The organism is Erythrobacter sp. HL-111 (assembly GCF_900105095.1).
Lineage (GTDB): Bacteria > Pseudomonadota > Alphaproteobacteria > Sphingomonadales > Sphingomonadaceae > Erythrobacter.
Genome location: NZ_LT629743.1, coordinates 1945423 through 1971549 on the forward strand (window position 1 = coordinate 1945423; position 26127 = coordinate 1971549).

General features: G+C 68.5%; 21 protein-coding genes. 10 read left to right on the forward strand and 11 right to left on the reverse strand.

The window, feature by feature from the left end; translation table 11 throughout:
* Window positions 1-240: 240 nt before the first annotated feature.
* Window positions 241-1308, forward strand: coding sequence for a serine hydrolase (locus BLU08_RS09180; protein WP_090198586.1), 1068 nt, complete (start codon window positions 241-243; stop codon window positions 1306-1308).
* Window positions 1309-1403: 95 nt separating this feature from the next.
* Here BLU08_RS09180 and BLU08_RS15395 read toward each other — a convergent pair whose 3' ends face one another.
* On the reverse strand, window positions 1404-2009 hold the full coding sequence (locus BLU08_RS15395) for a hypothetical protein (RefSeq protein WP_197676855.1): 606 nt from the start codon (window positions 2007-2009) through the stop codon (window positions 1404-1406).
* On the opposite strand from BLU08_RS15395, the gene polA reads away from it, so the two are divergent.
* Both polA and BLU08_RS09195 read left to right on the forward strand, forming a co-directional pair.
* On the forward strand, window positions 1989-4838 hold the full coding sequence (gene polA, locus BLU08_RS09190) for a DNA polymerase I (protein WP_090198593.1): 2850 nt from the start codon (window positions 1989-1991) through the stop codon (window positions 4836-4838). The genes BLU08_RS15395 and polA overlap by 21 nt on opposite strands.
* A gap of 40 nt (window positions 4839-4878) precedes the next feature.
* Window positions 4879-5970 carry a mechanosensitive ion channel family protein gene (locus tag BLU08_RS09195; protein ID WP_090198596.1) on the forward strand — a complete coding sequence of 364 codons (1092 nt, stop codon included), beginning with the start codon at window positions 4879-4881 and terminating at the stop codon, window positions 5968-5970.
* A 21-nt stretch (window positions 5971-5991) separates the two neighbouring features.
* On the opposite strand, the gene BLU08_RS09200 is transcribed toward BLU08_RS09195, so the two are convergent.
* Window positions 5992-8298, reverse strand: coding sequence for a CDC48 family AAA ATPase (locus BLU08_RS09200; protein WP_090198599.1), 2307 nt, complete (start codon window positions 8296-8298; stop codon window positions 5992-5994).
* A 585-nt stretch (window positions 8299-8883) separates the two neighbouring features.
* Between BLU08_RS09200 and BLU08_RS09205 the strand changes: the two genes are divergently transcribed.
* Genes BLU08_RS09205 through BLU08_RS09220 form a run of 4 tightly spaced genes read left to right on the forward strand, consistent with a single transcriptional unit; the run spans window position 8884 to window position 12325 of the window.
* Window positions 8884-9606, forward strand: coding sequence for a CoA transferase subunit A (locus tag BLU08_RS09205; RefSeq protein ID WP_090198606.1), 723 nt, complete (start codon window positions 8884-8886; stop codon window positions 9604-9606).
* A 10-nt stretch (window positions 9607-9616) separates the two neighbouring features.
* Entirely contained in the window at window positions 9617-10477 is an 861-nt protein-coding gene (locus BLU08_RS09210) for a hypothetical protein (protein ID WP_090198609.1), read from the forward strand.
* Window positions 10474-11139 (forward strand): CoA transferase subunit B, encoded by a 666-nt coding sequence (locus BLU08_RS09215; protein WP_090198611.1) that lies wholly within the window; start codon window positions 10474-10476, stop codon window positions 11137-11139. Before BLU08_RS09210 ends, BLU08_RS09215 begins: the two co-directional genes overlap by 4 nt.
* Window positions 11140-11164: 25 nt before the next feature.
* Entirely contained in the window at window positions 11165-12325 is a 1161-nt protein-coding gene (locus tag BLU08_RS09220; protein ID WP_090198614.1) for a CaiB/BaiF CoA-transferase family protein, read from the forward strand.
* 9 nt (window positions 12326-12334) lie between these two features.
* On the opposite strand, the gene BLU08_RS09225 is transcribed toward BLU08_RS09220, so the two are convergent.
* From BLU08_RS09225 to hisS, 7 genes are all read right to left on the reverse strand, one after another.
* Window positions 12335-13546: a DUF418 domain-containing protein gene (locus BLU08_RS09225; RefSeq protein ID WP_090198617.1), complete on the reverse strand. Its 1212-nt coding sequence runs from the start codon at window positions 13544-13546 to the stop codon at window positions 12335-12337.
* A 51-nt stretch (window positions 13547-13597) separates the two neighbouring features.
* Window positions 13598-14845, reverse strand: coding sequence for a methionine adenosyltransferase (metK, locus tag BLU08_RS09230; protein WP_090198620.1), 1248 nt, complete (start codon window positions 14843-14845; stop codon window positions 13598-13600).
* A 100-nt stretch (window positions 14846-14945) separates the two neighbouring features.
* Window positions 14946-16562, reverse strand: coding sequence for an apolipoprotein N-acyltransferase (gene lnt, locus BLU08_RS09235; RefSeq protein ID WP_172801010.1), 1617 nt, complete (start codon window positions 16560-16562; stop codon window positions 14946-14948).
* 45 nt (window positions 16563-16607) lie between these two features.
* The gene (locus BLU08_RS09240; protein WP_090198623.1) at window positions 16608-17288 is read right to left on the reverse strand and encodes a DUF4167 domain-containing protein; all 681 of its coding nucleotides are present in this window, start codon (window positions 17286-17288) and stop codon (window positions 16608-16610) included.
* Window positions 17289-17548: 260 nt separating this feature from the next.
* Window positions 17549-18376: a peptide chain release factor N(5)-glutamine methyltransferase gene (prmC, locus tag BLU08_RS09245; protein WP_090198627.1), complete on the reverse strand. Its 828-nt coding sequence runs from the start codon at window positions 18374-18376 to the stop codon at window positions 17549-17551.
* Entirely contained in the window at window positions 18376-19443 is a 1068-nt protein-coding gene (gene prfA, locus BLU08_RS09250) for a peptide chain release factor 1 (RefSeq protein ID WP_090198630.1), read from the reverse strand. Before prfA ends, prmC begins: the two co-directional genes overlap by 1 nt.
* A 115-nt stretch (window positions 19444-19558) precedes the next feature.
* The gene (gene hisS, locus BLU08_RS09255; protein WP_090198633.1) at window positions 19559-20809 is read right to left on the reverse strand and encodes a histidine--tRNA ligase; all 1251 of its coding nucleotides are present in this window, start codon (window positions 20807-20809) and stop codon (window positions 19559-19561) included.
* A gap of 128 nt (window positions 20810-20937) precedes the next feature.
* Between hisS and ppa the strand changes: the two genes are divergently transcribed.
* Window positions 20938-21471: an inorganic diphosphatase gene (gene ppa, locus BLU08_RS09260; RefSeq protein WP_090198637.1), complete on the forward strand. Its 534-nt coding sequence runs from the start codon at window positions 20938-20940 to the stop codon at window positions 21469-21471.
* Between the two features lie 15 nt (window positions 21472-21486).
* On the opposite strand, the gene BLU08_RS09265 is transcribed toward ppa, so the two are convergent.
* The gene (locus BLU08_RS09265; protein WP_172801011.1) at window positions 21487-22854 is read right to left on the reverse strand and encodes a mechanosensitive ion channel domain-containing protein; all 1368 of its coding nucleotides are present in this window, start codon (window positions 22852-22854) and stop codon (window positions 21487-21489) included.
* 97 nt (window positions 22855-22951) lie between these two features.
* Window positions 22952-23359 carry a hypothetical protein gene (locus BLU08_RS09270; protein WP_090198640.1) on the reverse strand — a complete coding sequence of 136 codons (408 nt, stop codon included), beginning with the start codon at window positions 23357-23359 and terminating at the stop codon, window positions 22952-22954.
* A gap of 296 nt (window positions 23360-23655) precedes the next feature.
* Between BLU08_RS09270 and lptB the strand changes: the two genes are divergently transcribed.
* Window positions 23656-24450 carry an LPS export ABC transporter ATP-binding protein gene (lptB, locus tag BLU08_RS09275; RefSeq protein WP_090198642.1) on the forward strand — a complete coding sequence of 265 codons (795 nt, stop codon included), beginning with the start codon at window positions 23656-23658 and terminating at the stop codon, window positions 24448-24450.
* A gap of 20 nt (window positions 24451-24470) precedes the next feature.
* Complete coding sequence (gene rpoN, locus BLU08_RS09280; RefSeq protein WP_090198645.1) at window positions 24471-26003, forward strand: RNA polymerase factor sigma-54; 1533 nt, start codon at window positions 24471-24473, stop codon at window positions 26001-26003.
* The last annotated feature ends 124 nt before the right edge of the window (window positions 26004-26127 follow it).

Here is a 26127-nt window from a genome sequence, read left to right on the forward strand (position 1 = left end):
CGGCCCGGCCGATCAGTCAAGAGCTTATGTCCCCGTTCCGCGATCCGATCGACCGGCGCCCGCGCCGAATCGCCCCACGCATGGCGAATCCTTCGCAAGGAAAAGGGCGAACATGGGCCGCAGCGCGCCGGACGCACCGCTCGCCGCAGCAAGGGCCTGATTTTCCTTGCGGGCCGGAATCGCCGCGCTCTAGGATGAGGTGTTAAGCCTGCGGCAATCACAAGGACGTAGCTTTCTCCCATGGCCCCGAAACAGCGCTTTGCCTTCTTCGCCTTCCTGCTCGCCTCGCTTGCGCTCCTCGGCGCACCCCTGCCCCAGCCCCTTCACGCCCAGGGGACGGAGCTTCTCCCGCGGGGCACGGAGCTGTCCGCGCGATTCGACGAGACGTTCGGGACCGAGCTTCGCACGCCCCAGACCTACGAGGCGATCTACGAAAGCAGCTTCGAACAGCGCATCGCCGAACTCGCCGACGGCTCGCAGGGGCGGATCGGCGTCGCGGCGGTCGATCTTGCGACCGGGGAAGAGATCGCCGTGCTGGGCGACCAGCTTTTCCCGATGGCTTCGACCAGCAAGATCGCGGTCGCGGCGACCTATCTCGACATGGTCGAGAAGGGGCAGTTCTCGCTGACCTCGGAATGGCCGCTGAAGATCCCGATCCGTTCGGCCCGGTTCTCCACCGTCGCCGCCCCGGTGCGGGAGGGCAGCTACATGCAGGCGATCGAACTGATCGAGCTCATGATCACCCGGTCGAGCAACCCGGCGACCGACGCCCTGCTCGCGGCGATCGGCGGCCCGGCCAAAGTGACCGAATGGGTCCACCGGCAGGGCATCGAGGAATTCAGCATCGACCGCGACATCGCCACGCTGGTGCGGGACGATGGCGAATACGATCCGGCGAACTGGATCGACCCGCGCGATGCCGCCACGCCCCGGGCGATGGTGCGGCTGCTGCAGGGTCTCTATCGCGGCGATTTCCTTTCGGACACGCACCGCAAGGTCCTGCTCGGCGCGATGAGCCGCACGGTCACCGGCCAGCGGCGGATCGTCGCCAACATGCCCGAAGGGGCCAGCGTGAGCCACAAGACCGGCTCGCTCAACAACACTTCGAGCGATATCGGCATCATCGAATATCCCGACGGGCGCGCGATCGCGGTGGCGATCTACGTCACCGGCCAGGGGACGCGCCTCGCACGCGAACGCCGGATCGCCGCAATCGCCCGCGCGCTCTACGACGGGTTCGACGCCAAGGCGCGGCTGCGCGACAATGACGGGATCAACTGGACCAGCGCGCCGCGCACCGGCGGCTGACCTCCCCCGGCTTCCCGAATGAAGAAGGGGCGGCACCGCAAGGCACCGCCCCCTCGTTTGCGCCGATCCGTCCGCGCGCGGCGGACGGGACGGGATCACATGTCCGAAAGAGCCTCGTCGGCGGCCGCTTCGCCCTTCTCGATGGCCTTGTCGACCGCCTTGTCGAGCATCCCCGAGGCGGCAGCGCCGGTTTCGGCGGCAGCGTTATCGACGGCTTCTTCGGCGGTGGCGGCGGCATCGGCAGCGCCTTCTTCCATCTCGGCCATGCCTTCTTCCATTTCGGCCATGGCTTCTTCGCCGGCGGCGGTGGCTTCGTCGGCCACCGATTCGGCGTCGGCATTCATGTCGGCGACGGTTTCGTCCGCGGTTTCGGCGGTTTCGCCGCAAGCGGCGAGGCCGAGAGCCGAGGTCGCGATGGCGGCGGCAAGAACGATTCTACGCATGAACAAAATTCCTTCTTCAGCGAGAGTTGCCGCGCGGCCCCATTTCCGCAGGTGCCGCGGGAAAGCCGGATCGCGGTCCTGGCTTCGCCCGCCAAATAATGGCAGGAATGTGGCAGGGCAAGGACAATATGGCAGTTCTGCCTCGATCCGGCGCGTTTCGCCGGGCGGCGGGCCGCGCCTGTGGCCGATGCGGCAAAGCGGCTTACGCCCATCCGCGCGCGGTGCTAGCAGGCCTGCATGGGCACAGAGCGCAACCATCTCTATCTCGTCGACGGCTCCTCCTACATTTTCCGGGCCTATCACCGCCTCCCTCCGCTGACCGATCCCGAGGGCACGCCGGTCGGCGCGGTCTACGGCTACACCACGATGCTGTGGAAGCTCGCCGCGGACCTCGACGCAGCCGAAGGTCCGACTCATCTCGCGGTCATCCTCGACAAGGATTCCAAGAGCTTCCGCAACGACATCTATGACGGATACAAGGCCAACCGGCCCGAACCGCCCGAGGACCTGCGCCCGCAATTCCCGCTGATCCGCGATGCGACCCGCGCCTTCAGCCTGCCCTGCATCGAGGAAGAAGGGCTGGAGGCGGACGACCTCATCGCCTCCTACGCGCGCGACGCGCAGCGCAAGGGCTGGGACGTGACGATCGTCTCGTCGGACAAGGACCTGATGCAACTCGTCGGCGAGCTCGAAGGCCCGAGCGGTCCGGCGCGGATCGACATGCTCGACACGATGAAGAGCCAGCGCCTCTACATTCCCGAGATCGAGGCCAAGTTCGGCGTCGGCCCCGAACTTGTCGGCGACGTGCTTGCGCTGATGGGGGACAGTGTCGACAACATTCCGGGCATCTACGGCATCGGCCCGAAGACCGCGAGCAAGCTGATCGCCGAGCACGGCTCGCTTGCTGCCGCGCTCGACCATGCGCCTGCGATGAAGCCATCCAAGCTCAAGGAGCGCCTGATCGAGGGCCGCGCCGCAGCCGAGATGAGCCGGCAGCTGGTGACGCTGCGCGAGGACTGTGTCCTCCCCCAGCCGATCGAGGAGATGAAGCTCGGCAAGATCCCTCCCGGGCCGCTCGCCGCCTTTCTCGAAAGGCACGGCTTCACCTCGCTGCTGCGGCGGCTGGGCGACGGGCATGGCAGCCCCGAACGGGCGAACAGGCTCGATCCGCCGGGCGATAAACGCGCGGGCGACGACGGCACGCCGGAAGGCAACCGTCAGCCTCCGCCCGAAATGCCGGCGGTGGACCGGGGCGCCTACGAGACGGTCCAGACGATCGAAGCGCTCGAAGGCTGGATCGCACGGGCGCGGGCGGCGCGGCTGGTCGCGATCGACACCGAGACCTCCTCGCTCGATGCGATGCGGGCCGATCTCGTCGGCGTCAGCCTGGCGGTCGGACCGAACGAGGCGTGCTACGTCCCGCTCGCCCACGGCTCCGGCGACATGTTCGCCGAGACGCCGCACCAGGTCGACCGCGAGGCGGCGCTCGCCGCGCTGCGCCCGCTGCTTGCCGACGAGGCGGTGATCAAGGTGTTCCAGAACGGCAAGTACGATCTCAACGTGCTTGCCCGCCACGGCCTTTCGGTGAGGCCCATCGAGGACACGATGATCATCAGCTTCGCGCTCGACGCGGGGCGGTCGCAGGACGGGATCGGCGGCGGGCACGGGATGGACGAATTGTGCCGCCGCCACCTCGCCCACACGGCGCTCGCCTACAAGGACGTGTGCGGGACGGGCAAGAAGGCGATCCCCTTCGGCGAGGTGCCGCTGGACCGTGCGACCGAATATGCCGCCGAGGATGCCGACATCACCTGGCGGCTCTACACGCTCCTCAAGCCGCGCCTCGCGATCGAGGGCGGCACGCGCATCTACGAACGGGTCGATCGCCCGCTGATCCCGGTGGTGGCCCGCATGGAACGCGAGGGCATCAAGGTGGACCGCGCCCGCCTTGCGAGACTTTCGGAGGAATTCGCCGGGGAGATCCTGCGGCTCGAGCGCGAAGTTCATGAACTGGCCGGACAGGAATTCGCCGTCGGCAGCCCCCGGCAGCTGGGCGCGATCCTGTTCGACAAGCTCGGCTACAAGGGCGGCAAGAAGGGCAAGAGCGGGCACTATTCGACCGATGTCTCGGTCCTCGAAAAGCTCGCCGTCGAAGGCGCGCCGATCGCGCGGCGGGTGCTCGACTGGCGCCAGCTTGCCAAGCTCAAGTCGACCTATACCGACGCGCTGCAGGCCGCGATCAATCCCGAAACCGGCCGGGTGCATACCAGCTACAGCCTCGTCGGGGCGCAGACGGGCCGGCTGTCCTCGACCGACCCGAACCTCCAGAACATCCCCGTGAGGACCGCGATCGGCCGCCAGATCCGCGAGGCCTTCGTGGCCGACGAGGGCAATGTCCTGCTCGCCGCGGACTATTCGCAGATCGAGCTGCGCCTCGCCGCGCACATGGCCGATGTCGACACGCTCAAGGACGCCTTCGCGAATGGCGAGGACATCCACGCCCGCACCGCGAGGGAGATGTTCGGCGAGGTGACCCGCGACACCCGGGCCCGGGCCAAGACGATCAACTTCGCGATCCTCTACGGCATTTCGCGCTGGGGCCTCGCCGCCCGGCTGGAGGTCGACCCGGACGAGGCGCAGGACATGATCGACACCTATTTCCAGCGCTTCCCCGGGATCCAGCGCTACATCGCCGAAACGCTCGAGACGGTGCGCGAGCGGGGCTATTCGCAGACGCTGTTCGGGCGCAAGACGTGGTTCCCGCGGATTAATGCGAAGAACCAGGCCGAACGGCAGGGTTCGGAACGCGCGGCGATCAACGCGCCGATCCAGGGGACCAGCGCGGACATCATCAAGCGCGCGATGGTGCGAATGCTGCCCGCGCTCGAGGATGCGGGGCTCGGCCACGTGCGGATGCTGCTGCAGGTCCATGACGAACTCGTGTTCGAACTGCCCGCAGCCGATGTCGCGGTGGCCTCGCCGGTGATCGAGCGGGTGATGGCGGAAGCCGCGCTGCCCGCGGTCAAGCTCGACGTGCCGTTAGGCGTGGAGATCGGGACCGGCGCTTCGTGGGACGCGGCACACTGAGACGTGACGCGAAGGCGTCCGGGCCTTAGGGTCGCGCGTCATGGAAAACTGGTTCGAGCGGATGCGCGGCCTCGTCACGAGCGATTGGGAGGCCATTGGCGCGGCAGCGCTCGCCGCGGGCATCGCGGTGGCGATCGCGCTCGTCGCGCACCGCCTCGTCTTTCGCGCGCTGCGCCGGGTTTCCCGTTCGAGCGAGAGCGAGGCGGACGACATCGTCGTGCGCGAACTGGTCAGCCCGACCCGCTGGGCCGTGGTCGCGCTCGCCCTCGTGCTGTCGGCGCGGGCCATGCCGCTGCTCGATTCCGCCTGGCAGGCGGTCGCGGGCTTCGTGGTGCCCGCGCTGATCGGCTGGATCGCGCTTTCGATCATGCAGGCGACGGTGAAGGCGCTCGAACTGCGCGCGGACATCACCGTGGCGGACAATCTCGAGGCGCGCCGGCGGCGCACCCGGCTCGCGATCTTCAGCCGGATCGGGACCTTCGCGATCGTCTTCGTGACGATCGGCCTCATGCTGCTCTCGATCCCGGGCATCCGCGACATCGGGGTCACCCTCATGGCCTCCGCCGGCCTTGCCGCGCTCGCGGTGGGCGCGGCGGCGCAGCCTGCCCTGAAAGCGCTGATCGGCGGGCTGCAGATGGCGCTGACCGAGCCCATCCGGATCGACGACGTCGTCATCATGGACGGCGAATGGGGGCGGATCGAGGATATCCGCACGACCTATGTCGTCGTCCGCATCTGGGACGAGCGGCGGCTGATCGTGCCCGCGCACAAGTTCCTCGAGGAGAGTTTCCAGAACTGGACCCGGAGCGATTCGCAGCTGCTCGGAACGGTCTTCCTCCATCTCGACCCGATGGCGCAGGTCGACCAGGTGCGGGCCAGGTACGAGGAGCTGATCACCGCCCACCCCCTGTGGGACGGGCGGGTACAGGCGGTCCAGGTGACCGACACCGCGCCCGATTACATGGAGGTCCGCCTGCTGATGAGCGCGAAGGACGCGGGCACGGCGTTCGACCTGCGCTGCGATATCCGCGAGGCGATGATGGCCTTCATCCGCGACGAAATGCCCGAGGCGGTCGCGCGGCGCCGGGTCGAACCGATCGACGGCGACGGGCTCGACGTGTTGCCCGACTGATCGCCTGCAGCCGGGCGCGGCTCAGAGGTGCTTCTTCTCGCGCACCGGGGCGAGCGTTTCGGGCACGACGAAGCCGATCGGCTGGACCTCGGCGGCGCGCTTCTTCAGCTCGCCCTGCATCTTGCGGTATTCGTCTTCCATCTTGGCCGTGACGGTCGCGCGCGAATCCTCGAGGGCGGCCTTGAAGTCCTCGGCCGCGACCTCGTTCACCCCGCTCCCGACCCGGCGCAGCGCGCCGAGCCCGGCGCGGCGCACGACATCCTCGAGATCGGCGCCGGTGAAGCGCTCGGTCGCGGCCGCGACCGCGGCGAGATCGACATCGTCGGCGAGCGGCATTTTGGCCGTGTGGATCCGCAGGATGTGCTCGCGGCCGGCCTTGTCCGGCGTGCTGACGAAGACGAGTTCGTCGAACCGGCCGGGTCGCAGCAGCGCGGGATCGACCAGCGTGGGCCGGTTCGTCGCGCCGATGACCACGACCGACTGCAATTCCTCGAGCCCGTCCATCTCGGCAAGGATCGTGTTGACGACGCGCCCCGTCACCTGCGGCTCGCCCTGGGCGGAGCCGCGCGCGGGAACGAGGCTGTCGATCTCGTCGATGAACACGATGCACGGCGCGACGGCGCGCGCGCGGGCGAACATTCTGGCGATCTGCTGCTCGCTCTCGCCGTACCATTTCGACAGGAGATCGGAGCTCTTCATCGAGATGAAGTTCGCCTCCGCTTCCTTCGCCACGGCCTTGGCCAACAGGGTCTTGCCGGTGCCGGGGGGGCCGTAAAGCAGGAAGCCCTTGGCCGGCCGGATGCCGAGCCGGCGGAACGCCTCGGGGTTCCTGAGCGGCAGCTCGATCCCCTCCTTGAGCCGCTCGATCGCCTCGTTAGCGCCGCCGATGTCCTCCCACGCGACGTTGGGAACCTGCACCATCACCTCGCGCATGGCCGAAGGCTGGATGCGCTTGAGCGCCGAGAGGAAATCCTCGCGCGTGACGCACAGGTCCTCGAGCACGTCGGGCGGGATCGTGCGCTCGTCCAGATCGAGCCGCGGCATGATCCGGCGCACCGCGTCGATCGCCGCCTCGCGGGCGAGCGCCGCGATGTCGGCACCGACGAAGCCGTGGGTGACGCGGGCGAGTTCCCGGAGATCCACCGCGTCCTCGAGCGGCATCCCGCGGGTGTGGATCGCGAGGATCTCGCGCCGACCGCGCTCGTCCGGCACGCCGATCACGATCTCGCGGTCGAAGCGGCCGGGGCGGCGCAGCGCCTCGTCGATCGCGTCGGGCCGGTTGGTGGCGGCGATGACGACGAGGTTGGACCGCGCCTCGAGCCCGTCCATCAGGGTGAGGAGCTGGGCGACGAGGCGCTTTTCAGCCTCCCCCGGGACCTGCGTGCGCTTGGGCGCGATCGAATCGATCTCGTCGATGAAGACGATCGCGGGCGCGGCGCGGCCCGCCTCCTCGAACACCTCGCGCAGACGCTTTTCGGATTCGCCATAGCCCGAGCCCATGATCTCCGGCCCGTTGATGGTGAAGAATTCCGCGTCGCTCTCGTTCGCCACGGCCTGCGCCAGCCGCGTCTTGCCGGTGCCGGGCGGGCCGTGGAGCAGGACGCCCTTGGGCGGATCGACGCCGAGGCGGGTGAAGAGTTCGGGATAGCGCAGCGGCAGTTCGACCATTTCGCGCAGCTGCTGGATCGTGTCGTCCATCCCGCCGACGTCGTCGTAATTGACGACCGCGCGCGCATCGCGCGGTTCCTCGAACTCGGTGCGAAGCTCGACCTCGGTGTTCTCGTCGATGTGGACGATGCCCTTGGGGCTGGTCGAGGCGACCGACAGGCGGATCTGGGTCAGCGCATAGGCTGGCGCGCGCAGCAGCTGGCGCACCTCCGAGGGTATGTTCTGCACCGGCTGCTGGCCGGTGGTGGCGACGAGATCCCCCGCGACCAGCGGCTTCCTGAAGAAATTGCGCTTCAGCGCCTGGGTCGGCCCCTGCAGCCGCATCTCGCGCTGGGCGGGTGCGAAGACGACGCGGGTCGCGGGGCGCGAACGGGCGGCGGAAATCTCGACATGCTCGCCCGAAGCCGCTTCCGCATTGCCGCGCTGGAGCCCGTCCAGTCGCACCACGTCGAGTGTCTCGTCCTCGGGATAGGCCGCCATCGCGATCGCGGCGGTCGAGCGCTTGCCCGCGATCTCGACCACGTCGCCCTCGGTGATGCCGAGCGCCTGGAACGCCGAGCGCGGCATTCGCGCGATCCCCTGCCCCGATTCCTCCTGTCGGGCCGGGGCGACCTGGAGTCGCGCGGTGCGGGTGTCGTTGGCGGTGTCGGCATCGGCCATGGGCAATCCTCTGGCTGCGGCGGGCTCGGCTTGCGCGCTAGCTAGGGAAGGGTCGGGCCTATTGCAAATGCAGGATGGCGCGGGCACGACGCGCCGCCTCGCCCGTCCGACCGCCCCCGGCGAAAACCGCCGACGCCCCCGTTTCCGCCGGGCAGAAAAAAGCCCGGCGCGACCCCGATTTCTGCCGGGCAGAAAAAAGCCCGGCACTGGGCCGGGCTTGAAAAGTTTGGGAGAGGATGCCTGAAAGGCAGGGTCGGTATGCATCGGCAACCGTTTTTGTGCAAGTGCGAATGGCGCATGGTCTCGTGAAGTTTATGCATCAAAAGCTCGGGAAACTCGCTGCTTGTGCCAAAGTTTGCACAGTTTGTGCCTAAAAACCGGGCAACTGCCTTTTTTCAAGGCAGCCAAGCCCATCTTCCGATTTTGCAATGCAGCACGAATCGCGCTTTCGAAACCCCGTCTGAAGGCCAGACGTGACAGCGGCGGGACAAGGCTCTAATCAGCGCGCCACCGACGTCGCGCCGCCGATCGCGGGGTCGGAGCCCGGATTCGAGCCCCCCAGCAGGGCCGCAAGCGAGGACCGCCATGAGCAAGCTCTATCCCGATGCCGCCAGCGCCCTTGAGGGCATCCTGCGCAACGACATGCTGATCGCCGCCGGGGGCTTCGGCCTGTGCGGCATCCCCGAACGCCTGCTCGACGCGATCCGCGACAGCGGGGTGACCGGCCTCACCTTCGCCAGCAACAATGCCGGGATCGACAACGAAGGCATCGGCAAACTGCTCCGCACCCGCCAGGTGAAGAAGATGATCAGTTCCTATGTCGGCGAGAACAAGGAGTTCGAGCGGCAATTCCTCGCGGGCGAGCTGGAGGTCGAATTCTGCCCGCAGGGCACGCTCGCCGAACGGATGCGCGCAGGCGGCGCGGGCATTCCGGGCTTCTACACCAGGACAGGCGTCGGCACCCAGGTCGCCGAGGGCAAGGAGCACAAGGAATTCCCCGATCCGGACGGCGTCATGTCGACCTACATCCTCGAGCGCGGGATCTTCGCCGACCTTTCGATCGTCAAGGCGTGGAAGGCCGACGAGACGGGCAACCTCGTCTTCCGCAAGACCGCGCGCAATTTCAACCAGCCGGCCGCGACCTGCGGCAGGGTCTGCGTCGCCGAGGTCGAGGAGATCGTGCCCGCCGGCGCGCTCGATCCCGACCAGATCCACCTGCCGGGCGTGTTCGTGAACCGGCTCGTGCTCGGTGCGCCCTACGACAAGAAGATCGAGTTCCGCACCGTGCGCGAGCGGGAAACCGCCTGACGGCCGGCCGGTGCGTCGCAGCCGCATCCTTCCGGCAGCGGGGGCGCTTGCCCTTGGAGGCGCCCTTTCGGGCTGCGTCGCGGCGGCGATCCCGGTGATCGCGGGCGGCGCGGTCCTGCGCACCGGCACCGATGGCGAGGACGCGCGGGTCATGGTCGAGGACGTGATCGAGACGCCCCCGGCGCTCGCGCCCGTCCCGCTCGCTGAGATCGCCCGCGACAGCGACACGATGTTCGCCGGCCCCGCCCCCGCGCCCGAAGGAGCATCCGCGCCAGCCCCAGATGCCCTCGCCGCGCCGGGCTATGCCGAATTCCTCGCCTTCGCCGCGAACGCCGCCACGGGCACCGCCGCCAGCACGGGCGCCGCGCGGCCATCGGCCCTGCTCGCCGATCCGGCCTCGCTCGAAAGCGAGCGCAAGCCCTGCCCGCCGGGGCCGCCGGTCGTGCTGCTCGACCTCGACCCCGCCGGCGGCGTGCTGGCGCGCGAGCCGGTCGCACGCCCTCGCCCCGCGCTTGCCCGCGGGCTCGCGCAGCTGCGCCGGGCCGGAGTCGCGATCGCGTGGATTTCGGGTCAGTCCGCCGCCCATGCAGGCGCGGTGCGCGAGGCGCTCGCCGCCTCCGGGCTCGATCCCGAGGGGGCCGACACCCTCCTGCTCATGCGCCATCCCGGCGAGCGCAAGCAGACCCGCCGCGAAGATCTCGCCAAAAGCGCCTGCCTCGTCGCGATCGCCGGGGACGAGCGCGAGGATTTCGACGAACTCTACGCCTATCTCGTCAACCCCGAGGCCGCGCTCGGCCTCGAGCTTCTCATCGGCGACGGATGGTTTCTCGTCCCGCCGCTCCTTCCCTCCGACCAAAGGCCGACACCATGACCGACGAACCCAAGGGCTGGACCCGCGACCAGATGGCGGCACGCGCCGCGAGGGAGCTGGAGGACGGCTATTACGTCAATCTCGGGATCGGCATCCCGACCCTGGTGGCGAATCACATTCCCGAAGGCATGATGGTCACGCTGCAGAGCGAGAACGGGATGCTCGGCATCGGTCCCTTCCCCTATGAGGACGAGGTCGACCCGGACCTCATCAATGCGGGCAAGCAGACCATCAGCGAACTGCCGCACAGCGCCTATTTCGACAGCGCGACGAGCTTTTCGATGATCCGCGGCGGGCACATCGACCTCACCGTGCTGGGCGCGATGGAGGTGGCCGAGAACGGCGACATCGCGAACTGGATGATCCCGGGCAAGATGATCAAGGGCATGGGCGGGGCGATGGACCTCGTCGCGGGAGTGAAGAAGATCATCGTGGTGATGGACCACAACGCCAAGGACGGCAGTCCCAAGTTCATCCCCGAATGCACCCTCCCTCTGACGGGGGCGGGCGTGGTCGACATGATCATCACCAACCTCGGCGTGTTCCAGCGGCCGGATCATTCGGGCCCTTTCCGCCTCGTCGAACTTGCGCCCCGCGTCACCGTGGAAGAGATCGCGGAAAAGACCACGGCGCATTACGAAGTGGCGCTGGAAAACGCCTGACCCGCGCCCGAGGAGGGCACAAGCAATGTGGCTCGATCATCCGCGCAACCCGGACAGTCCGCTCGCCGGGCTCAAGGTGGTGGAGCTCGCCCGCGTGCTGGCCGGCCCCTATGCCGGGCAGGTCCTCGCCGACCTGGGCGCCGACGTGATCAAGGTCGAAAGCCCGGAAGGCGACGGCACACGCGCCTGGGGCCCGCCCTGGGTCGAGCGCGCCGGGCCGGACGGGAAGACCCGGCGCGAGGCCGCCTATTACCATTCCTGCAACCGCGGCAAGCGCTCGATCACCGCGGATTTCCGCGATGCGGACGACCTCGCGCGGGTGCGCGAACTGTGCCGCGGCGCGGACGTGCTGATCGAGAATTTCAAGACCGGCAGCCTCGCCAGGTTCGGCCTCGACTACGCCTCGCTCGCGCCCGGCAACGAACGGCTCGTCTATTGCTCGATCACCGGCTTCGGCCAGACCGGCCCGCGCGCACACGAGGCGGGCTACGACTTCGTCATCCAGGGGATGAGCGGTTTCATGTCGCTGACCGGGGAGCCCGGGGGTCCGCCGGTGAAGATGGGCATCTCGATCTCGGACCTCGCGACCGGCGTGTGGGCGGTGAACGGCATCCAGGCCGCGCTGCTGATGCGCGAGCGCATCGGCCGGGGCCAGCATGTCGACATGAGCCTGATGGACTGCTCCATCGCGCTGCTGTCGAACCAGGCGACCTATCACTTCACGACCGGCGAGAACCCGCCGCGCATGGGCAATGCCCATGCCCAGGTCGCGCCTTACGGCGTGTTCCCGGTGAAGGACGGGCACGTCATCCTCGCGCCTGCGAATGACGGGCTGTTCCACAAGCTCGCGGACCTGCTCGGGCGCGGCGATCTGTCGGAGGATCCGCGGTTCGAGCACAATGGCGAAAGGGTCGCTAACGCGGCGGCGCTCGATGCCGAAATCGCCGCGGCGACGGCGGGCTGGACGAAGGCGGCGCTGCTCGACGCCTGCCACGCGGCGGGCGTCCCGGCGGGGCCGATCAACCGGCTGGACGAGGTCTTCGCCGATCCGCAGGTGACGGCGCGCGCCATGAAGGTCGATCTCGGCGGGATGGCGGGCGTGCGAAGCCCCTTCACCTTTTCCGGCGCGCGGCTCGCGCTCGACCGGCCCTCGCCGCTGCTCGGCGAGCATGATCCCGAAGAGTAGGCGGGCGGCTCAGCCGATCAGGCGCGCGGCGCCGCGCCACAGCCGCTCGAACGGGCCCTGTCCCAGCCGCGCGACATAGGGCGGCGACCAGGCGAGCATGACGGCGATCGGCACGAAGCTGAAGGCGAAGGCCTCCGCCCGGCTGACGAGGCCGAACAGGCCGAGCCCCCACGGGGCGAAGATCGCGGCGAGGATGATCGAGGTGAGCAGGTAATTGCTGAGCGACAGCCGGCCCACCGCCGCAAGCCGCCGCGTGATGGCCCCTTCCGGCGTGAACAGCGCCATGGCGAGTGCGGCGTAGGCGATGCCCAGCAGCGTGTCGAACGGCGCCGACAGGACCAGACCCGCCGCCCCCGTCAGCGCGCCCGGAAAGCCCGCTTCGGCGACGAACCACGCAAGCGCCAGCAGGGCCGGGAGGGCGACCAGCGCGCAGGCCGCCGCGAGCCGCTGGAGCCGGAAGGTCGGCCATCTGCCCGCCAGCATCCCCCCGCGCCACAACGCCATGCCGAGCGCGATCGCCGACAGGTTGAGCGGCAGCGACGCGGCGATCGCCGAAAGCTGCGCCACAAAGCCCTCGGTCCGCCGGAGGGCGCGTTCGCCCAGCGTTTCCCGCCCGCGCTCGAGCATGAAGGAGACGGCGGCCGGGTCGGTCCCGAAATTTCGCTCCATGAAGAAGCTCGCATCGCTCGCCATCCGTCCCGCGTGCCAATCATGCAGCCCGCCGCCGAACGTCACGATCCCCGCCCCGACGTGCAGCGCCATCAGCCCGATCGAAACCGCCACCAGCGCCCGCGGCGCCAGCGGGGCGAGGAACGGCAGGGCGAGACCGGCCAGCGCATAGGCGCGCAGGATGTCGTTGTTCGCAAGCAGGACGGCATGGGCGAGGCCGATCGCGAACAGCACCGCCATGCGGGCGAAATGCGCCCGCCACGCCCGCGCCACGCCCGAGGCCGCACGCCCGCGGTCGAACAGGATCAGGCAGCCCGCCCCGAACAGCATCGCGAACAGGGTGCGGAACTTGTCTTCGACGAAGACGAAACTCGCCGCCCAGACGAGGCGGTCGAACGCGCTCTCGCCGCCCCAGGCGAGGGGGTTGTAATAGGCCTGGACCGGCAGGGCGAAGACGTGGACGTTCATCCACGCAATGCCGATCACCGCGAGGCCCCTGAGGGCATCGAGCTGGGCGATCCGGCCCGTGCGAGGTTGCGGCGCCACCACCATGACCGGGAGGCCCTAGCAGGCGGCGCCGCCCCGCAAATCAGAAAAACGCGATCAGGAAAGCGCGGCCTTGAGGTCGTCGACGAGGTCGGTGCGCTCCCACGGGAAATGGTCGCCTTCGGCCGGACGGCCGAAATGCCCATAGGCCGCGCTCTTGCGATAGATCGGCTTGTTGAGGCCGAGATGGGTGCGGATCGCGCGCGGCGTCAGCCCGCCGAGCTTGCCGATGGAACGGATCGCGTCCTCGATCGCCTCGTCCCTCACGCCTTCGGCGCAGGTGCCGTGCGTGTCGACATAGAGCGACAGCGGTTCCGATACGCCGATCGCATAGGCGATCTGGATCGTGCAGCGTTTGGCGAGCCCTGCCGCGACAACGTTCTTGGCGAGGTAGCGGGTGATGTAGGCCGCGCTGCGGTCGACCTTGGTCGGGTCCTTGCCGCTGAAGGCGCCGCCGCCATGGGGAGATGCGCCGCCATAGGTGTCGACGATGATCTTGCGGCCGGTGAGGCCCGCGTCGCCGTCCGGCCCGCCGATCTCGAACTTGCCGGTGGGGTTGATGTGCCAGGCGGTGTCGTCCGACAGGAATCCCTCGGGCAGGATGTCGCCGACGACCTTCTTCACATAGGCCTTGAGCTCGGCTTCCTTCGCGCCTTCGTGATAGCCCGGTGCGTGCTGGGTCGAAACGACGATGGCGGTGCAGGCGACCGGCTTGCCGTCGACATAGCGCAGAGTCACCTGGCTCTTCGCATCGGGTTCGAGGAAGGGCACCTTGCCCGACTTGCGGTCATCGGCGAGCTGCTGGAGTATCTTGTGGCTGTAATCGAGCGTCGCGGGCATCAGGTCGGGCGTTTCGTCGCAGGCGAAACCGAACATGATGCCCTGGTCGCCCGCGCCTTCGTCCTTGTTCGAACCTTCCGCGCCCGCGTCGACACCCTGCGCGATATGGGCGGACTGGCCGTGGAGGTGGTTCTCGAAGGTCAGCGTCTTCCAGTGGAACCCTTCCTGTTCGTAGCCGATTTCCTTGACGGTGCGACGCACGGCGCTTTCGATCTCGTCGCGCGCGCCCGGTGCCCAGTAGTTGTTGTACTTCCAGTCCTCGTTCTGGTCGTCGTACATCGGCTTGCAGCGGATCTCGCCCGACAGGACGACGCGCTGGGTGGTCGTCATGGTTTCGCAGGCGACGCGCGATTCGGGGTCCTTGGCGAGCATCAGGTCGACGATGGCGTCGGAGATCTGGTCCGAAACCTTGTCGGGATGGCCTTCGGAAACGCTCTCGGAAGTGAAGATGAAGTCGCTACGCATTTTTCCCCCAGGGTTCGCGGTCCAGTCGGGCGCCCTTCGCTCATGTCCCCTTATGCAGATATAAGGAAATCTTTATGTCCGGGCTTCGTCGCCTAGGCGTCTAGCCGCGCGCACGGCGCAGCGCAAGCGATCTCGGCACCGCCAGGGCGAGGACCAGCAGCAGGCCGGACCAGGCCAGCGGCAGGGCGTTTCCGGCCCGCGCGAACACGGTCGGCGGCTTGGCTTGCGGCACGAAGCCGTCGAGCCGTCCGGCCTTGCCGCGTCCGATCGCGCCGCGCACGATCCCGTTCGCGTCGATCACCGCGCTGATGCCGGTGGTGGTGGAGCGCAGCACCGGCAGTCCCTCCTCGATCGCGCGCATCCGGGCCTGGGCGAGATGCTGGGGCGGGCCCCAGCTGCCGAACCAGCCGTCGTTCGAGGGGTTGAAGATGTAGTCCGGCCGGTCCTCGGGATCGGTGACATGGCCGGAGAAGATGATCTCGTAGCAGATCTGGATCCCCGCCCGCCCGTGCTCGCCGAGGTCGAGCGTGCGCGGACCCGGCCCCGCGACATAGGCGATCGTGCCCGCCGTCAGCCGTGACAGGCCGAGCCGTTCGAGCGCCCATTCCATCGGCAGGTATTCGCCGTAGGGGACAAGGTGCGCCTTGGCGTACTGCGCCTCGATTGCGCCATCGCCGCCGATGGCGAGCACCGAATTGCGCGCGCTGACCGCGCCCTGCGTGCCGTCCTCGCGCTCGCCGATGTCGAGGTTGACGACGCCGGTGAGCAGGGTCGAATCCGGCCCGACCACCTGCGCGATCCGCGCCCTTGCGGCGAGCGGATCGGCGGCGAAGGTCATCCGGGCGTAGTACCGCAGCGGATAGCCATCCTCGAGATAGTCGGGAATCGCGCTTTCGGGCCACAGGACGAGGCGCGATTGCTCGCTGCCGGGCCGGGTGAGCCGGGCGATGCGCTGGAACTGTTCCTCGAACTTGCTGCCGTCGTTGATCTCGTCCTGCGGGATCAGTGGCTGGACCAGAGCGTAACGCACGGCGTCTTCCGGCCGGGTCGCGTCGCCGCGCGGGCCCGGCAGCAGCATCGCCGCCACGATCCCCAGCGCCATCGCGCCTGCCGCGACCCGGCGCCGGTGCGCGAGCGCCCAGAGCAGGGCGCTCGCCAGCAGGATCGCGAGCCCCGAAAGCGCATAGGTCCCGAGCCACGGCAGCAAGCGGGCGATTCCCGGCGTGTCCCATCCGCCCAGCAGCATCAGCCCGAGCGGCGGCCAGGGATAGCCGGTGAAGGCCCAGCTGCGGATCCATTCGGCAATGATCCAGGCGCCCGCGAAGGCCGTGCCGAAGGCGAGCGGACCCGATCGTTTCGCGGCGAAATGCGCCGCCAGCGCCGCCAGCGCAGGGTAGAGGGCGAGATAGACGCACAGCAGCGGCACCGCGAGCCAGCCGAGGAACTCCGGCATCTTCGCCTGGTGGGTGAAGGAGGTCGCGATCCAGTTGTTCGCGAGCGTCAGGTGCGCCCAGCCGAACAGGTATCCGTGCCACGCCGCGGCGCGCCAGTCGGGCGCCGCGCGAAGCTGCCACACCAGCGCGGCAAGCGCGGCGAGGCCGAGCGGCCAGAGATGGAGCGGCGGGAAGGCGCAGGCCGAGACGAGGCCGAGCGCGAGCGAAATCAGCCCGGGCCTGCGCTGCGCCAATTGCCGGGCTGCCTCGATGCGATCCTTCATCGCTCAGCTGGGGACCTGTTCAGGTGAACAGGCCCGCGACCGGGTTCAGCCGACGGTCTCGAGATTGTCGTCGCCATCGCCGGCGGAAGATTCCGCCTCCGCCCCGATCGCCGGGGGAAGGACAGAAGAGTCGATCTCGCCCGGTCCGTCGTCGTCCTTCCTCGAGCGCGGCTTGCGCTTGGGCGCGGAGCGGGCGGGCTTGCGGGCTTCCTTGCGGCCGTCGCCATCGTCATCGCCGCCGCTGCGGGTCTTGCGCGGCTTGCGCTTGGGGGGATTCGAGCCTTCGAGCGGTTCGCCCTCGACGCCTTCCTCGCCTTCGACCGGGCTGTCGCCGGAATCGCCGTCGGACTGGTCGTCGCGGTCGTCCCGGCGCGAGCGCGAGCGCCGATTCGCGGCCCGCTTGCCGTCGTTCCGGCGGAAATCGTCCTCGTCGCCATCGTCGTAGTCATCCGATTGGCCGCGATCGTCGCCGCGCTTGGAGCGGGCTTCTTCCTGGCGGGCCTTGTTGTCGGCGATCACGCGGAAATAATGGTCCGCGAACTGCAGGTAATATTCGGCCTGGACCCGGTCGCCGTTGTGCTGTGCGTCCTGCGCCAGCTTCTTGTATTTTTCCAGCAGCTGCGGCGCATTGCCGCGCGCCCGGCTGTCGATCCGGTTGAGCTGGTTGCCACCGCCCGTGTTGCGATTCCCGCGACCGCGGCGGCGATTGTTGCGATTGTTATTCAAGGAAAACGTTCCTTATCAGCGACCTGGCGCAAGCATTGATGCACTCACGGTCAACAGACCCCTTGCTATGCGCCGCCTGCCTGGCCTCATGCCAAAGGGGCGCGCGCTCCGCGCTGCCAGAGGCCGGGGACGAGCCCTAACGGCCGTTTCAAGCGAGGTTTGGAGCTTGGCCTTAGCGATTTGCGCCCTTCGCAGATCGCTTGCCTGTGGCAGGACGTAGCGATGCGCGGCGGGTTTGCCAAGCCCCCCGGGGATTTTCCTCACCGCAGGATGGCCGCGCGGGGACGGCCTGCGAGGTCCGGGCGGATTTCGACAGCGAATCCGGCCGCTTCGGCAAGCCGGGTGGCGGCGGCACCCTGCGCGGCCCCGATTTCGAGCACCGCCACGCCCCCTTCCGCCAGCAGCGCGGGCAGGGCGGGGATCACCCGGCGGTAGTCGTCGAGGCCATCGGGTCCGGCGAACAGCGCCGCGTGCGGCTCGTAATCGCGCACGTCGGGTTCGAGCGCGGCGCCTTCCTCGACATAGGGCGGATTGCACAGGACGAGGTCGAACCGGCCAAGCCCTTCATTCCACCCCGCACGGCGCCAGTCCCCGGAAAGGAACCGGCTGCGCCCCTCGAGCCCGAGGCGCCGCGCATTGCCCCGGGCCACTGCCAGCGCCCTGTCGCTCGCATCGAGCCCCGTGCCGCGCGCCCGCGGCCGCTCGGCGAGCATGGTGAGCAGCAGCGCGCCCGATCCGGTGCCGAGGTCGAGCACGGTAAGCCCCGGGCGATCAACGACGAGGTCGAGCGCGGCCGCAACCACCGTCTCGCTGTCGCCGCGCGGGATGAGCACGTCGCGGGTGACTGCGAAGGTCCGTCCGAAGAATTCCTGTTCGCCCGTGATGTAGGCCAGCGGCTCGCGCGCGGCGCGGCGTTCGACCAGTTCGGCGAAGCGCCCGGGCACCGGGTCCGCCATGTGCCGCAGCAGGAGCTCGGACCGGCTCGCCCCGAGCGCGTGCGCCATCAGCAGTTCGGCATCGAGCCGCGCCGTGTCGCCGGTCCTCGCGAGCCGCGCGGCGGCTGCGCGGATCGCCTCGGCGACGGTCATCACCCGGCCAGCGCCGCGAGCCGCTTGGCCTCGTCCTCGGCGATCAGGGCATCGACCAGTTCGCTCAGGCCCGGCCCGGCGAGCACCTCGTCGAGCTTGTGCAGGGTCAGCCCGATCCGGTGGTCGGTCACGCGCCCCTGCGGGAAATTGTAGGTCCGGATGCGTTCCGACCGGTCGCCCGATCCGACCATCGCCTTCCTCGCCTCGGCCTCGGCCCCTTCCGCCTCGCTGCGCATCTTTTCGTAGAGCCGCGCGCGCAGGACCTGCATCGCCTTGGCGCGGTTCTTGTGCTGGCTGCGCTCGTCCTGCTGGGTGACGACGATGCCGCTCGGCAGGTGGGTGATGCGGACGGCCGAATCGGTCGTGTTGACGTGCTGCCCGCCCGCACCGGAGGCGCGGTAGATGTCGATCTTGAGGTCCTTGCCCTCGATCTGGACATCGACCTCGTCGGGCTCGGGCAGGATCGCGACGGTCGCCGCCGAGGTGTGGATGCGCCCGCCGCTTTCGGTCACGGGCACGCGCTGGACGCGGTGGACACCGCTTTCGAACTTGAGCTTCGCGAAGACGCCCTGCCCGGAGACGTTGGCGACGATCTCCTTGAAGCCGCCGACCTCGGCCGCGTTCATGCTGACCGGCTCGACCCGCCAACCCTGTTCGGCGGCGAAGCGTTCGTACATCCGGAAAAGGTCGCCCGCGAACAGCGCCGCCTCGTCACCGCCTGTCCCGGCGCGGATTTCGAGCATTGCGGGCTTGGCGTCCGCAGCATCGCGCGGGAGGAGCGCGATGGCGAGCGCGCGTTCGCGTTCGGGCAGGCCCTCGCGCAGGCTCGCCAGTTCCTCATCGGCCATGGCCCTCATTTCGGGATCGGCGAGCATTGCCTCGAGCCCCGCGATCTCCTCGCGCATCGCCTTCACCTCGCGTGCGGCCTTGGCGACGGGTTCGAGTTCGGCGTAGTCGCGCGAGGCGCGCACGAAGTCCTCGCCCTCGAGCGTGCCCGAAGCCATGCGCGCCTCGAGCTCGGCGAAGCGGTTCGCGATCTGGTCGAGGCGTTCGGGGGGGATTTGCATACTGAGCTTCTCTTACACGTCATGCTGAACTTGTTTCAGCATCCATTCTGCGATTTCGGGCCGCGGTCCGGGCGGCACGATGGACCCTGAAACAAGTTCAGGGTGACGTTCCGTGCTAAGAGCCGGTGAGCACCAAGCTGTCGACTGCCGTGTGACGCTCGCTGCCATCGCCCATTACCCGCAGGGGCGAACCCTCCTCCGTGACCGTGAAGGAGACGAGCGCGTGAGCGTCAATCCTCTTGGCTTTGTCGAACCGTTTGCGCGGCGAGCCGCTGGCGACCAGTTCGGCCGAAAAACCTGCCGAGCGAAGCTTGCCGAGAAGCCCGACCGCATCGGCCAGACGATCGTCGTTCTCGACCACGATCACGGCGTCGGCTTTCGTGTCCCCACGCTCCCCCACCAGCATCGCCAGCCGCTCGATCCCCGCGGCCCAGCCGACCGCCGGTGTCGCCGGCCCGCCGAGGCTCTCCATCAGCCCGTCATAGCGCCCGCCGCCCAACACCGTGCTCTGGGAGCCCAGCGCCTGCGCCGCCGCCGAGCCCTCGTCCGGGATGAATTCGAACGCGGTGTGGCGATAATAGTCTAGGCCGCGCACGAGACTTTCCGCGCGCACCCATTTCACGCCCGCGGCGTCGAGGCCGCTCGTCACCGCCTCGAAGAAGCCGCGCGCCTCGTCGGAGAGGTAGTCGTCGATCCGCGGTGCGTCGGCAAGGAAGGCGCGGTCGCGCGGGTCCTTGCTGTCGAGGATCCGAAGCGGGTTCTTCTCCAGGCGCTCCTGCGATTCCTCCGACAGATCGCCCTTCACCGCGCCGAAATGGTCGACCAACCCGGCCCGCCACGCCTCGCGGCTCGCCGCATCGCCGAGCGTGTTGAGATGCAGCGTCACCCCCGCGATCCCGAGTTCCCGCAGCAGCTGGTCCGCCATCGCCAGCAGTTCGACATCCGCCTGCGGTTCGGCCGCGCCGATGATCTCGGCGTCGATCTGGTGGAACTGGCGATAGCGGCCCTTCTGCGGGCGCTCGTAGCGGAACAGCGGGCCATGCGTGGCGACCTTCAAAGGCGCGTGCTGCTGCCAGCCGTTCGTCAGGAAGGCGCGCGCTATCCCTGCCGTGAATTCGGGGCGCAGGGTGAGTTGTTCGCCGCCGCGGTCCTCGAAGGAATACATCTCCTTCGACACCACATCGGTCGTCTCGCCGAGCGAGCGGGCGAACACCTCGGTCCGCTCGATCACCGGGAATTCGGCGCGGCGGAAGCGATAGAGCCTGCGCACCCGTTCGAAGGTCTCGACCACGAAGGCGAAGGCCTCGGCCTCGGCGCCGAATATGTCCTGGGTGCCGCGAACGGCCAGCGGGGTCTTCTTGCTCATGGGGATGTCCTTGCCTGGCTGCGCGATTAGGCGAGACTTCCGGTTGCCGCAATATCGAGAGCGGGCTATCGGCGCGCAGCGCTGTCCTTGGGGAGAGGGGGCGGCCCAACCAGGACAGGAAGGCTTTCATGCGTATCGACAAGATCCCGACCGGAAAGAATCCCCCCAACGACCTCAACGTCATCATCGAAGTGCCGACCGGCGGGGAACCGGTGAAGTACGAATTCGACAAGGAAAGCGGGGCGCTGTTCGTCGACCGCATCCTCCACACCCCGATGCGCTATCCGGCCAATTACGGCTTCGTGCCGCACACGCTTTCGCCCGACGGCGACCCGCTCGACGCGCTGGTGATCGCGCGCTCGCCCTTCATTCCCGGCTGCGTCGTCAGCGCGCGGCCGATCGGCGTGCTCAATCTCGAGGACGAGCACGGCGGCGACGAGAAGCTCGTCTGCGTGCCGGTCGATACGACTTTCCCCTATTATTCCGAGGTCGGCGAAACCAAGGATCTGCCGCCGATCATCTTCCAGCAGATCGAGCACTTCTTCACGCACTACAAGGATCTCGAGAAGGAGAAGTGGGTGCGGATCGGCAATTGGGGGACCCGCGCCGAAGCCCAGCAGATCGTGATGGAAGCGATCGAGCGCGCGAAGAACGGCGGCTGATCTTCCGACGGTAGATCACTCGACCGGGCGATCCTCGTCGAGGAGATCGCGCTGGCCGGAGGTATCGGCCCGGCGCTCCGCCGCGACCAGGTCGCTGATCTCGCTTTCGGGCCGCGTGTCGCCGGCCTGCGCCCGCGCGGCCGCGTGCCTTTCCGATCGCCGGGCGCCGCCCTCTTTCGGGGGGCGGCCGATCGGCAGCATGTCGGTCCGTCCGTCGAAGCGCAGGCGGTAGATCGGCTCTGGCAGAGCAAAGCCCGCCTCCTCGAGCGCGTCCTTCACCTCCGCGATGGCAAGGCTGCGCGACTTCAGCCAGTCCGCCTCGCGCTGGTCGATCCAGCCGAAGAACTGGATCACGATGTTCGAATCCCCGACCTCCACGATCCGCGCGTTCGGCGCGGGATTGTCGAGCGTGAAGGCGAGGCCGTCCAGCACCTCGATGCCGAGCGCCATCGCCGCACGCGGATCGTCTTCGGCATCGACCCCGAGCTCGAAATCGAAGCGTCGCTGCGGATTGCGGGTGTAGTTGAGGATGACCGCCTTGAAGACCTGCGAATTGGGAATGCGAAGGTGATTGCCGTCGAGCGTCATCAGGATCGTCGCCCGGCTGGTCAGGCGGATCACCCTGCCCTCGCGGTCGTCGATCAGCACGAGGTCGTTGGGCCGGAAGGGCTGGCGCAGGCTCAGCATCACCGAGGCGACGTAGTTCTCGACCATGTCGCGCATCGCGAAGCCGAGCGCGATCCCGATCACCCCCGCCCCGCCCAGCAGCGCCCCGAGCAGCGCCCCGGCCCCGAGCATGTCGAGCGCGATGACGAGCCCCGCTATGACGAAGGCGGAACGGATCGCGGTGCGAAGGACCTCGGCGACGAAGGCGTTGGGCGCGATCCTGTCCCACAGAAAACCGAGACCAGCGATAAGATAGCCAAGACCGCCGATGATCGCGGCGACCGCCGCCGCGATCGCGAGCAGCGGCAGCAGGGCAAGCGCCTCCCCGCCGACCTCGGCCGCCTGCCCGAAGATCGAGAGATTGCGCTCGATCGAAAGGTCGCGCCGGATCCGGTTCTCGACCGTGGCGACGCCCGAGACGCGCCCCGCGATGGCCTCCGCGCGGGCGATGGTCCCGGCATCGGGCAGGGTCCCTTCGAGCGTGACGACGCCTTCGCGAACGGCGACGCTGACCGTTCCGAATTCCGGAAGCTCGGAGAATATGCCGCGGATGCGCGCCTCGATCCGGGCATCGCCGCCGGCGTCCTGCTCCTGCGCAATTTCGGGGACCGTTTCGGCAGCCGGGCTCTCTGCGCCCGGCGGGGAAGGCAAGGCGGCCGACACCGGGAGCGCCAGGGCCGCCGCCAGCAGGGCCGCACAAAGACGCAGGACGGTCACGACACTTCCTTTCCGCCCGGGCTCCGGGCGCGGGAAGCATACAGCAAGCGGCAGGGGACGAAAGGGCCTGCCCTGCGTGCGAGGCCCGGACCGGGGCTCAGATCAGCGCGAAGGCGGCCTTGATCAGGATGGTCAGCGCAATCGGCAGGCCGATGGCGAGCAGCCAGAGCGCCGCCGCATCGCGCCGGAACGCGGCCGCGTGGGCGGGATCGCCCGCCTGTTCGTCGGACAGGCCCGACCAGCGCTTCTCGAACCAGCGGCAGGCGGGGATGATCCCGGCCACCAGGATGACGAGCACGGCATAGGGCAGAAGCCCCGAACCGCCCTCGTTGAGGGCCTTGACGGTCATGAAGATCTGCAGGCCGGTGTAGACGAGGAGGGCATAGGCGACATGATCGCTCATGGCGCGGCGCCAGTCCCGCACCTCCGGCGCGCCGCGTGTCCGGCCCGCAAGCCGCCCTGCCCTGGCCGCGGCCCGCGATGACCCGTGCGATCTGTGGTCCATGCTCGATCCCCGATTTGCATTCATGGCAGCAGCAATTATTTCAGAAGTGTCGCCTTGTTGCAAGGACGGCAACCAAACGGACATAATGTTGCCTTTTCGACACCTGCCGCGATGCAACCTCCGGAATTCGCCGGACTTGCTTTCCCCGATCGCCGTGCGAAGCCTGCGCGGGTTCTGCCGGGTGCCCGATCCGGCGCCCTCCCGCCCGGAGCACGCAAACCCTTGCCAGCAAAAATCCTGCCAATTCACGGTCAACGCCCTTTCATGGCGGGCCACGAATGCTAAAGCGTGGAGCCATGGACGAGTCATCCGCGATCGAGCAGTCGGCAGCGCCGGCCGATGCCGGGGGCGCAGCCGCGCCGCCGGCCGGGAGCGGGCTCGAGGTGATCTCGATCGCCAAGAGCTACGACAAGCGCGCCGTTCTGACCGATATCTCCCTGACCGTGGCGAAGGGCGAGGTGCTCGGCCTGCTCGGGCCGAACGGCGCGGGCAAGACGACCTGCTTCTATTCGATCATGGGCCTCGTCAAACCCGATTCGGGCCGCATCCTGATGGACGGCGAGGATGTCACGAACCTGCCGATGTATCGCCGCGCGATCCTCGGGCTCGGCTATCTCCCGCAGGAAACCAGCATCTTCCGCGGCCTTACGGTCGAACAGAACATCAACGCCGTGCTCGAACTGGGCGAACCCGACCGCGAGACGCGCACCGCCGAACTCGAACGGCTGCTCGGCGAATTCGGCCTGACCCGCCTGCGCGATGCGCCCGCGATGGCGCTGTCGGGGGGCGAACGGCGCCGCTGCGAGATCGCCCGCGCGCTCGCGGCCAAGCCTTCGATCATGCTCCTCGACGAGCCTTTCGCCGGGATCGACCCGCTTTCGATCAGCGACATCCGCGACCTCGTCAAGGACCTGAAAAGCCGCGGAATCGGAGTACTGATCACCGATCACAACGTGCGCGAGACGCTCGATATCGTCGATCGCGCCTGCATCATCTATGGCGGCCAGGTCCTGTTCGCGGGCAGCCCGCAGGAACTCGTCGCCGACGAGAACGTGCGTCGGCTCTATCTCGGCGAAAGCTTCACGCTGTGAGCCGGCAGCGGGGGTAGGCCATGGCGCTCGGTCCGCGGCTTGACCTGAGGCAATCCCAATCGCTGGTGATGACGCCGCAGCTCCAGCAGGCGATCCGGCTGCTGGCGGCCTCCAACCTCGAACTCGAAACCCATATCGGCGAGGCGCTCGAAGCGAACCCCCTGCTCGAGGCCGGCCGGCAGGAACGCGAGGACATCCCCGGGCCGGAGCCCGGCGAGACCGGCGAGAAAGCGCCCGAAGAGGCCGGCAGCGACGTGCTGATCGCGGCGGGCGGAGGCGAAGCCGATGCGCCGCTCGACCTCGATCCGGCGGCGCTCGACCGGGACCGGGACACCGGCGACGGAGAAGGCGGCGGCGTCGATCGCGGCGATTGGGGCGGGGCCGTGACCGCCCTGGGTGCAGGCGGGGCGGAGGACTGGCCCGGCCTCGAACAGCTCGAAGCGGGCGAGGTTACGCTGGGCGAACACCTCCTCGCCCAGGTCGGCGCCGCGGCGCGGGACGAACGGCAGGCCTTCATCGCGCGGCACATCATCGGCCTGCTCGAGGATACGGGCTACCTCTCCTTCGATCTCGACACGATTGCCTATGACCTCGCCGCCGAACGCAAGGTCGTCGAGGATGCTCTCCGCCTCGTCCAGTCGCTCGACCCGGCAGGAGTGGGCGCGCGCAGCCTTGCCGAATGCCTCGCCATCCAGGCGCGCGAGGCCGACCGCTACGACCCGTGCATGGCGAAGCTGATCGACAATCTCGACCTCCTCGCGCGCGGAGAGATCGCGCGGCTGCGGCGCATGTGCGCGGTCGACGAGGAGGACTTCGCCGACATGCTGCGCGAATTGCGCGGCTACGATCCGAGGCCGGGACTCGCCTTCGCCTCGTCGCGGGTCGAGGCGATCGTGCCCGACATCCTCGTCAGCGCGAACGCGGCGGGCGGGTGGGACATCCGCATCAACGAGGACACCCTCCCCCGCCTCGTCGTCAACCGTTCCTATTATCTCGAGCTCAGCGCCGCCTCCAGGGGGCGGGAGGCGCAGGGCTGGCTGAAGGAAAAGCTCGCCGACGCGCACTGGCTGATCCGCGCGCTCGACCAGCGGCAGAAAACCATCCTCAAAACCGCCGCCGAAATCGTCCGTCGGCAGGAGGGATTCTTCCGCCATGGCGTGAGCGAACTGCGCCCGCTCACCCTGCGCGAGGTCGCCGAGAAGATCGAAATGCACGAAAGCACGGTCAGCCGGGTGACGAGCAACAAGTACCTCGCCTGCGACAGGGGCTGCTTCGAGCTCAAGTACTTCTTCTCGAGCGGGGTCGCCAGGATCGGCGAATCGGACGGCGGCGAAAGCGCCGGCGCCTCGTCGGAAGCGATCAAGGCGCGCATCCGGGCGCTGGTCGACGGCGAGGATCCGAACAAGGTCCTGTCCGACCAGAAGCTCGCCGACGTGCTGAAAGGGGAAGGTTTCGATCTCGCGCGGCGCACGGTCGCCAAGTACCGCGAGGCGATCGGGATCGGGTCCAGCGCCGAGCGCCGGCGGGCGAAGAAACTGGCGGGAATCGGGTAGGAATGCGGCTGCGCACGCAGCCGGAATCCGAAGGCCCTACGCCTTGCGGGGCGGCCGGCTTTACGTGTTATTAACCTTTTCCCTTCAGAGGTTGTGTGGTTAATGGAGGGCAACACCTCTTAGC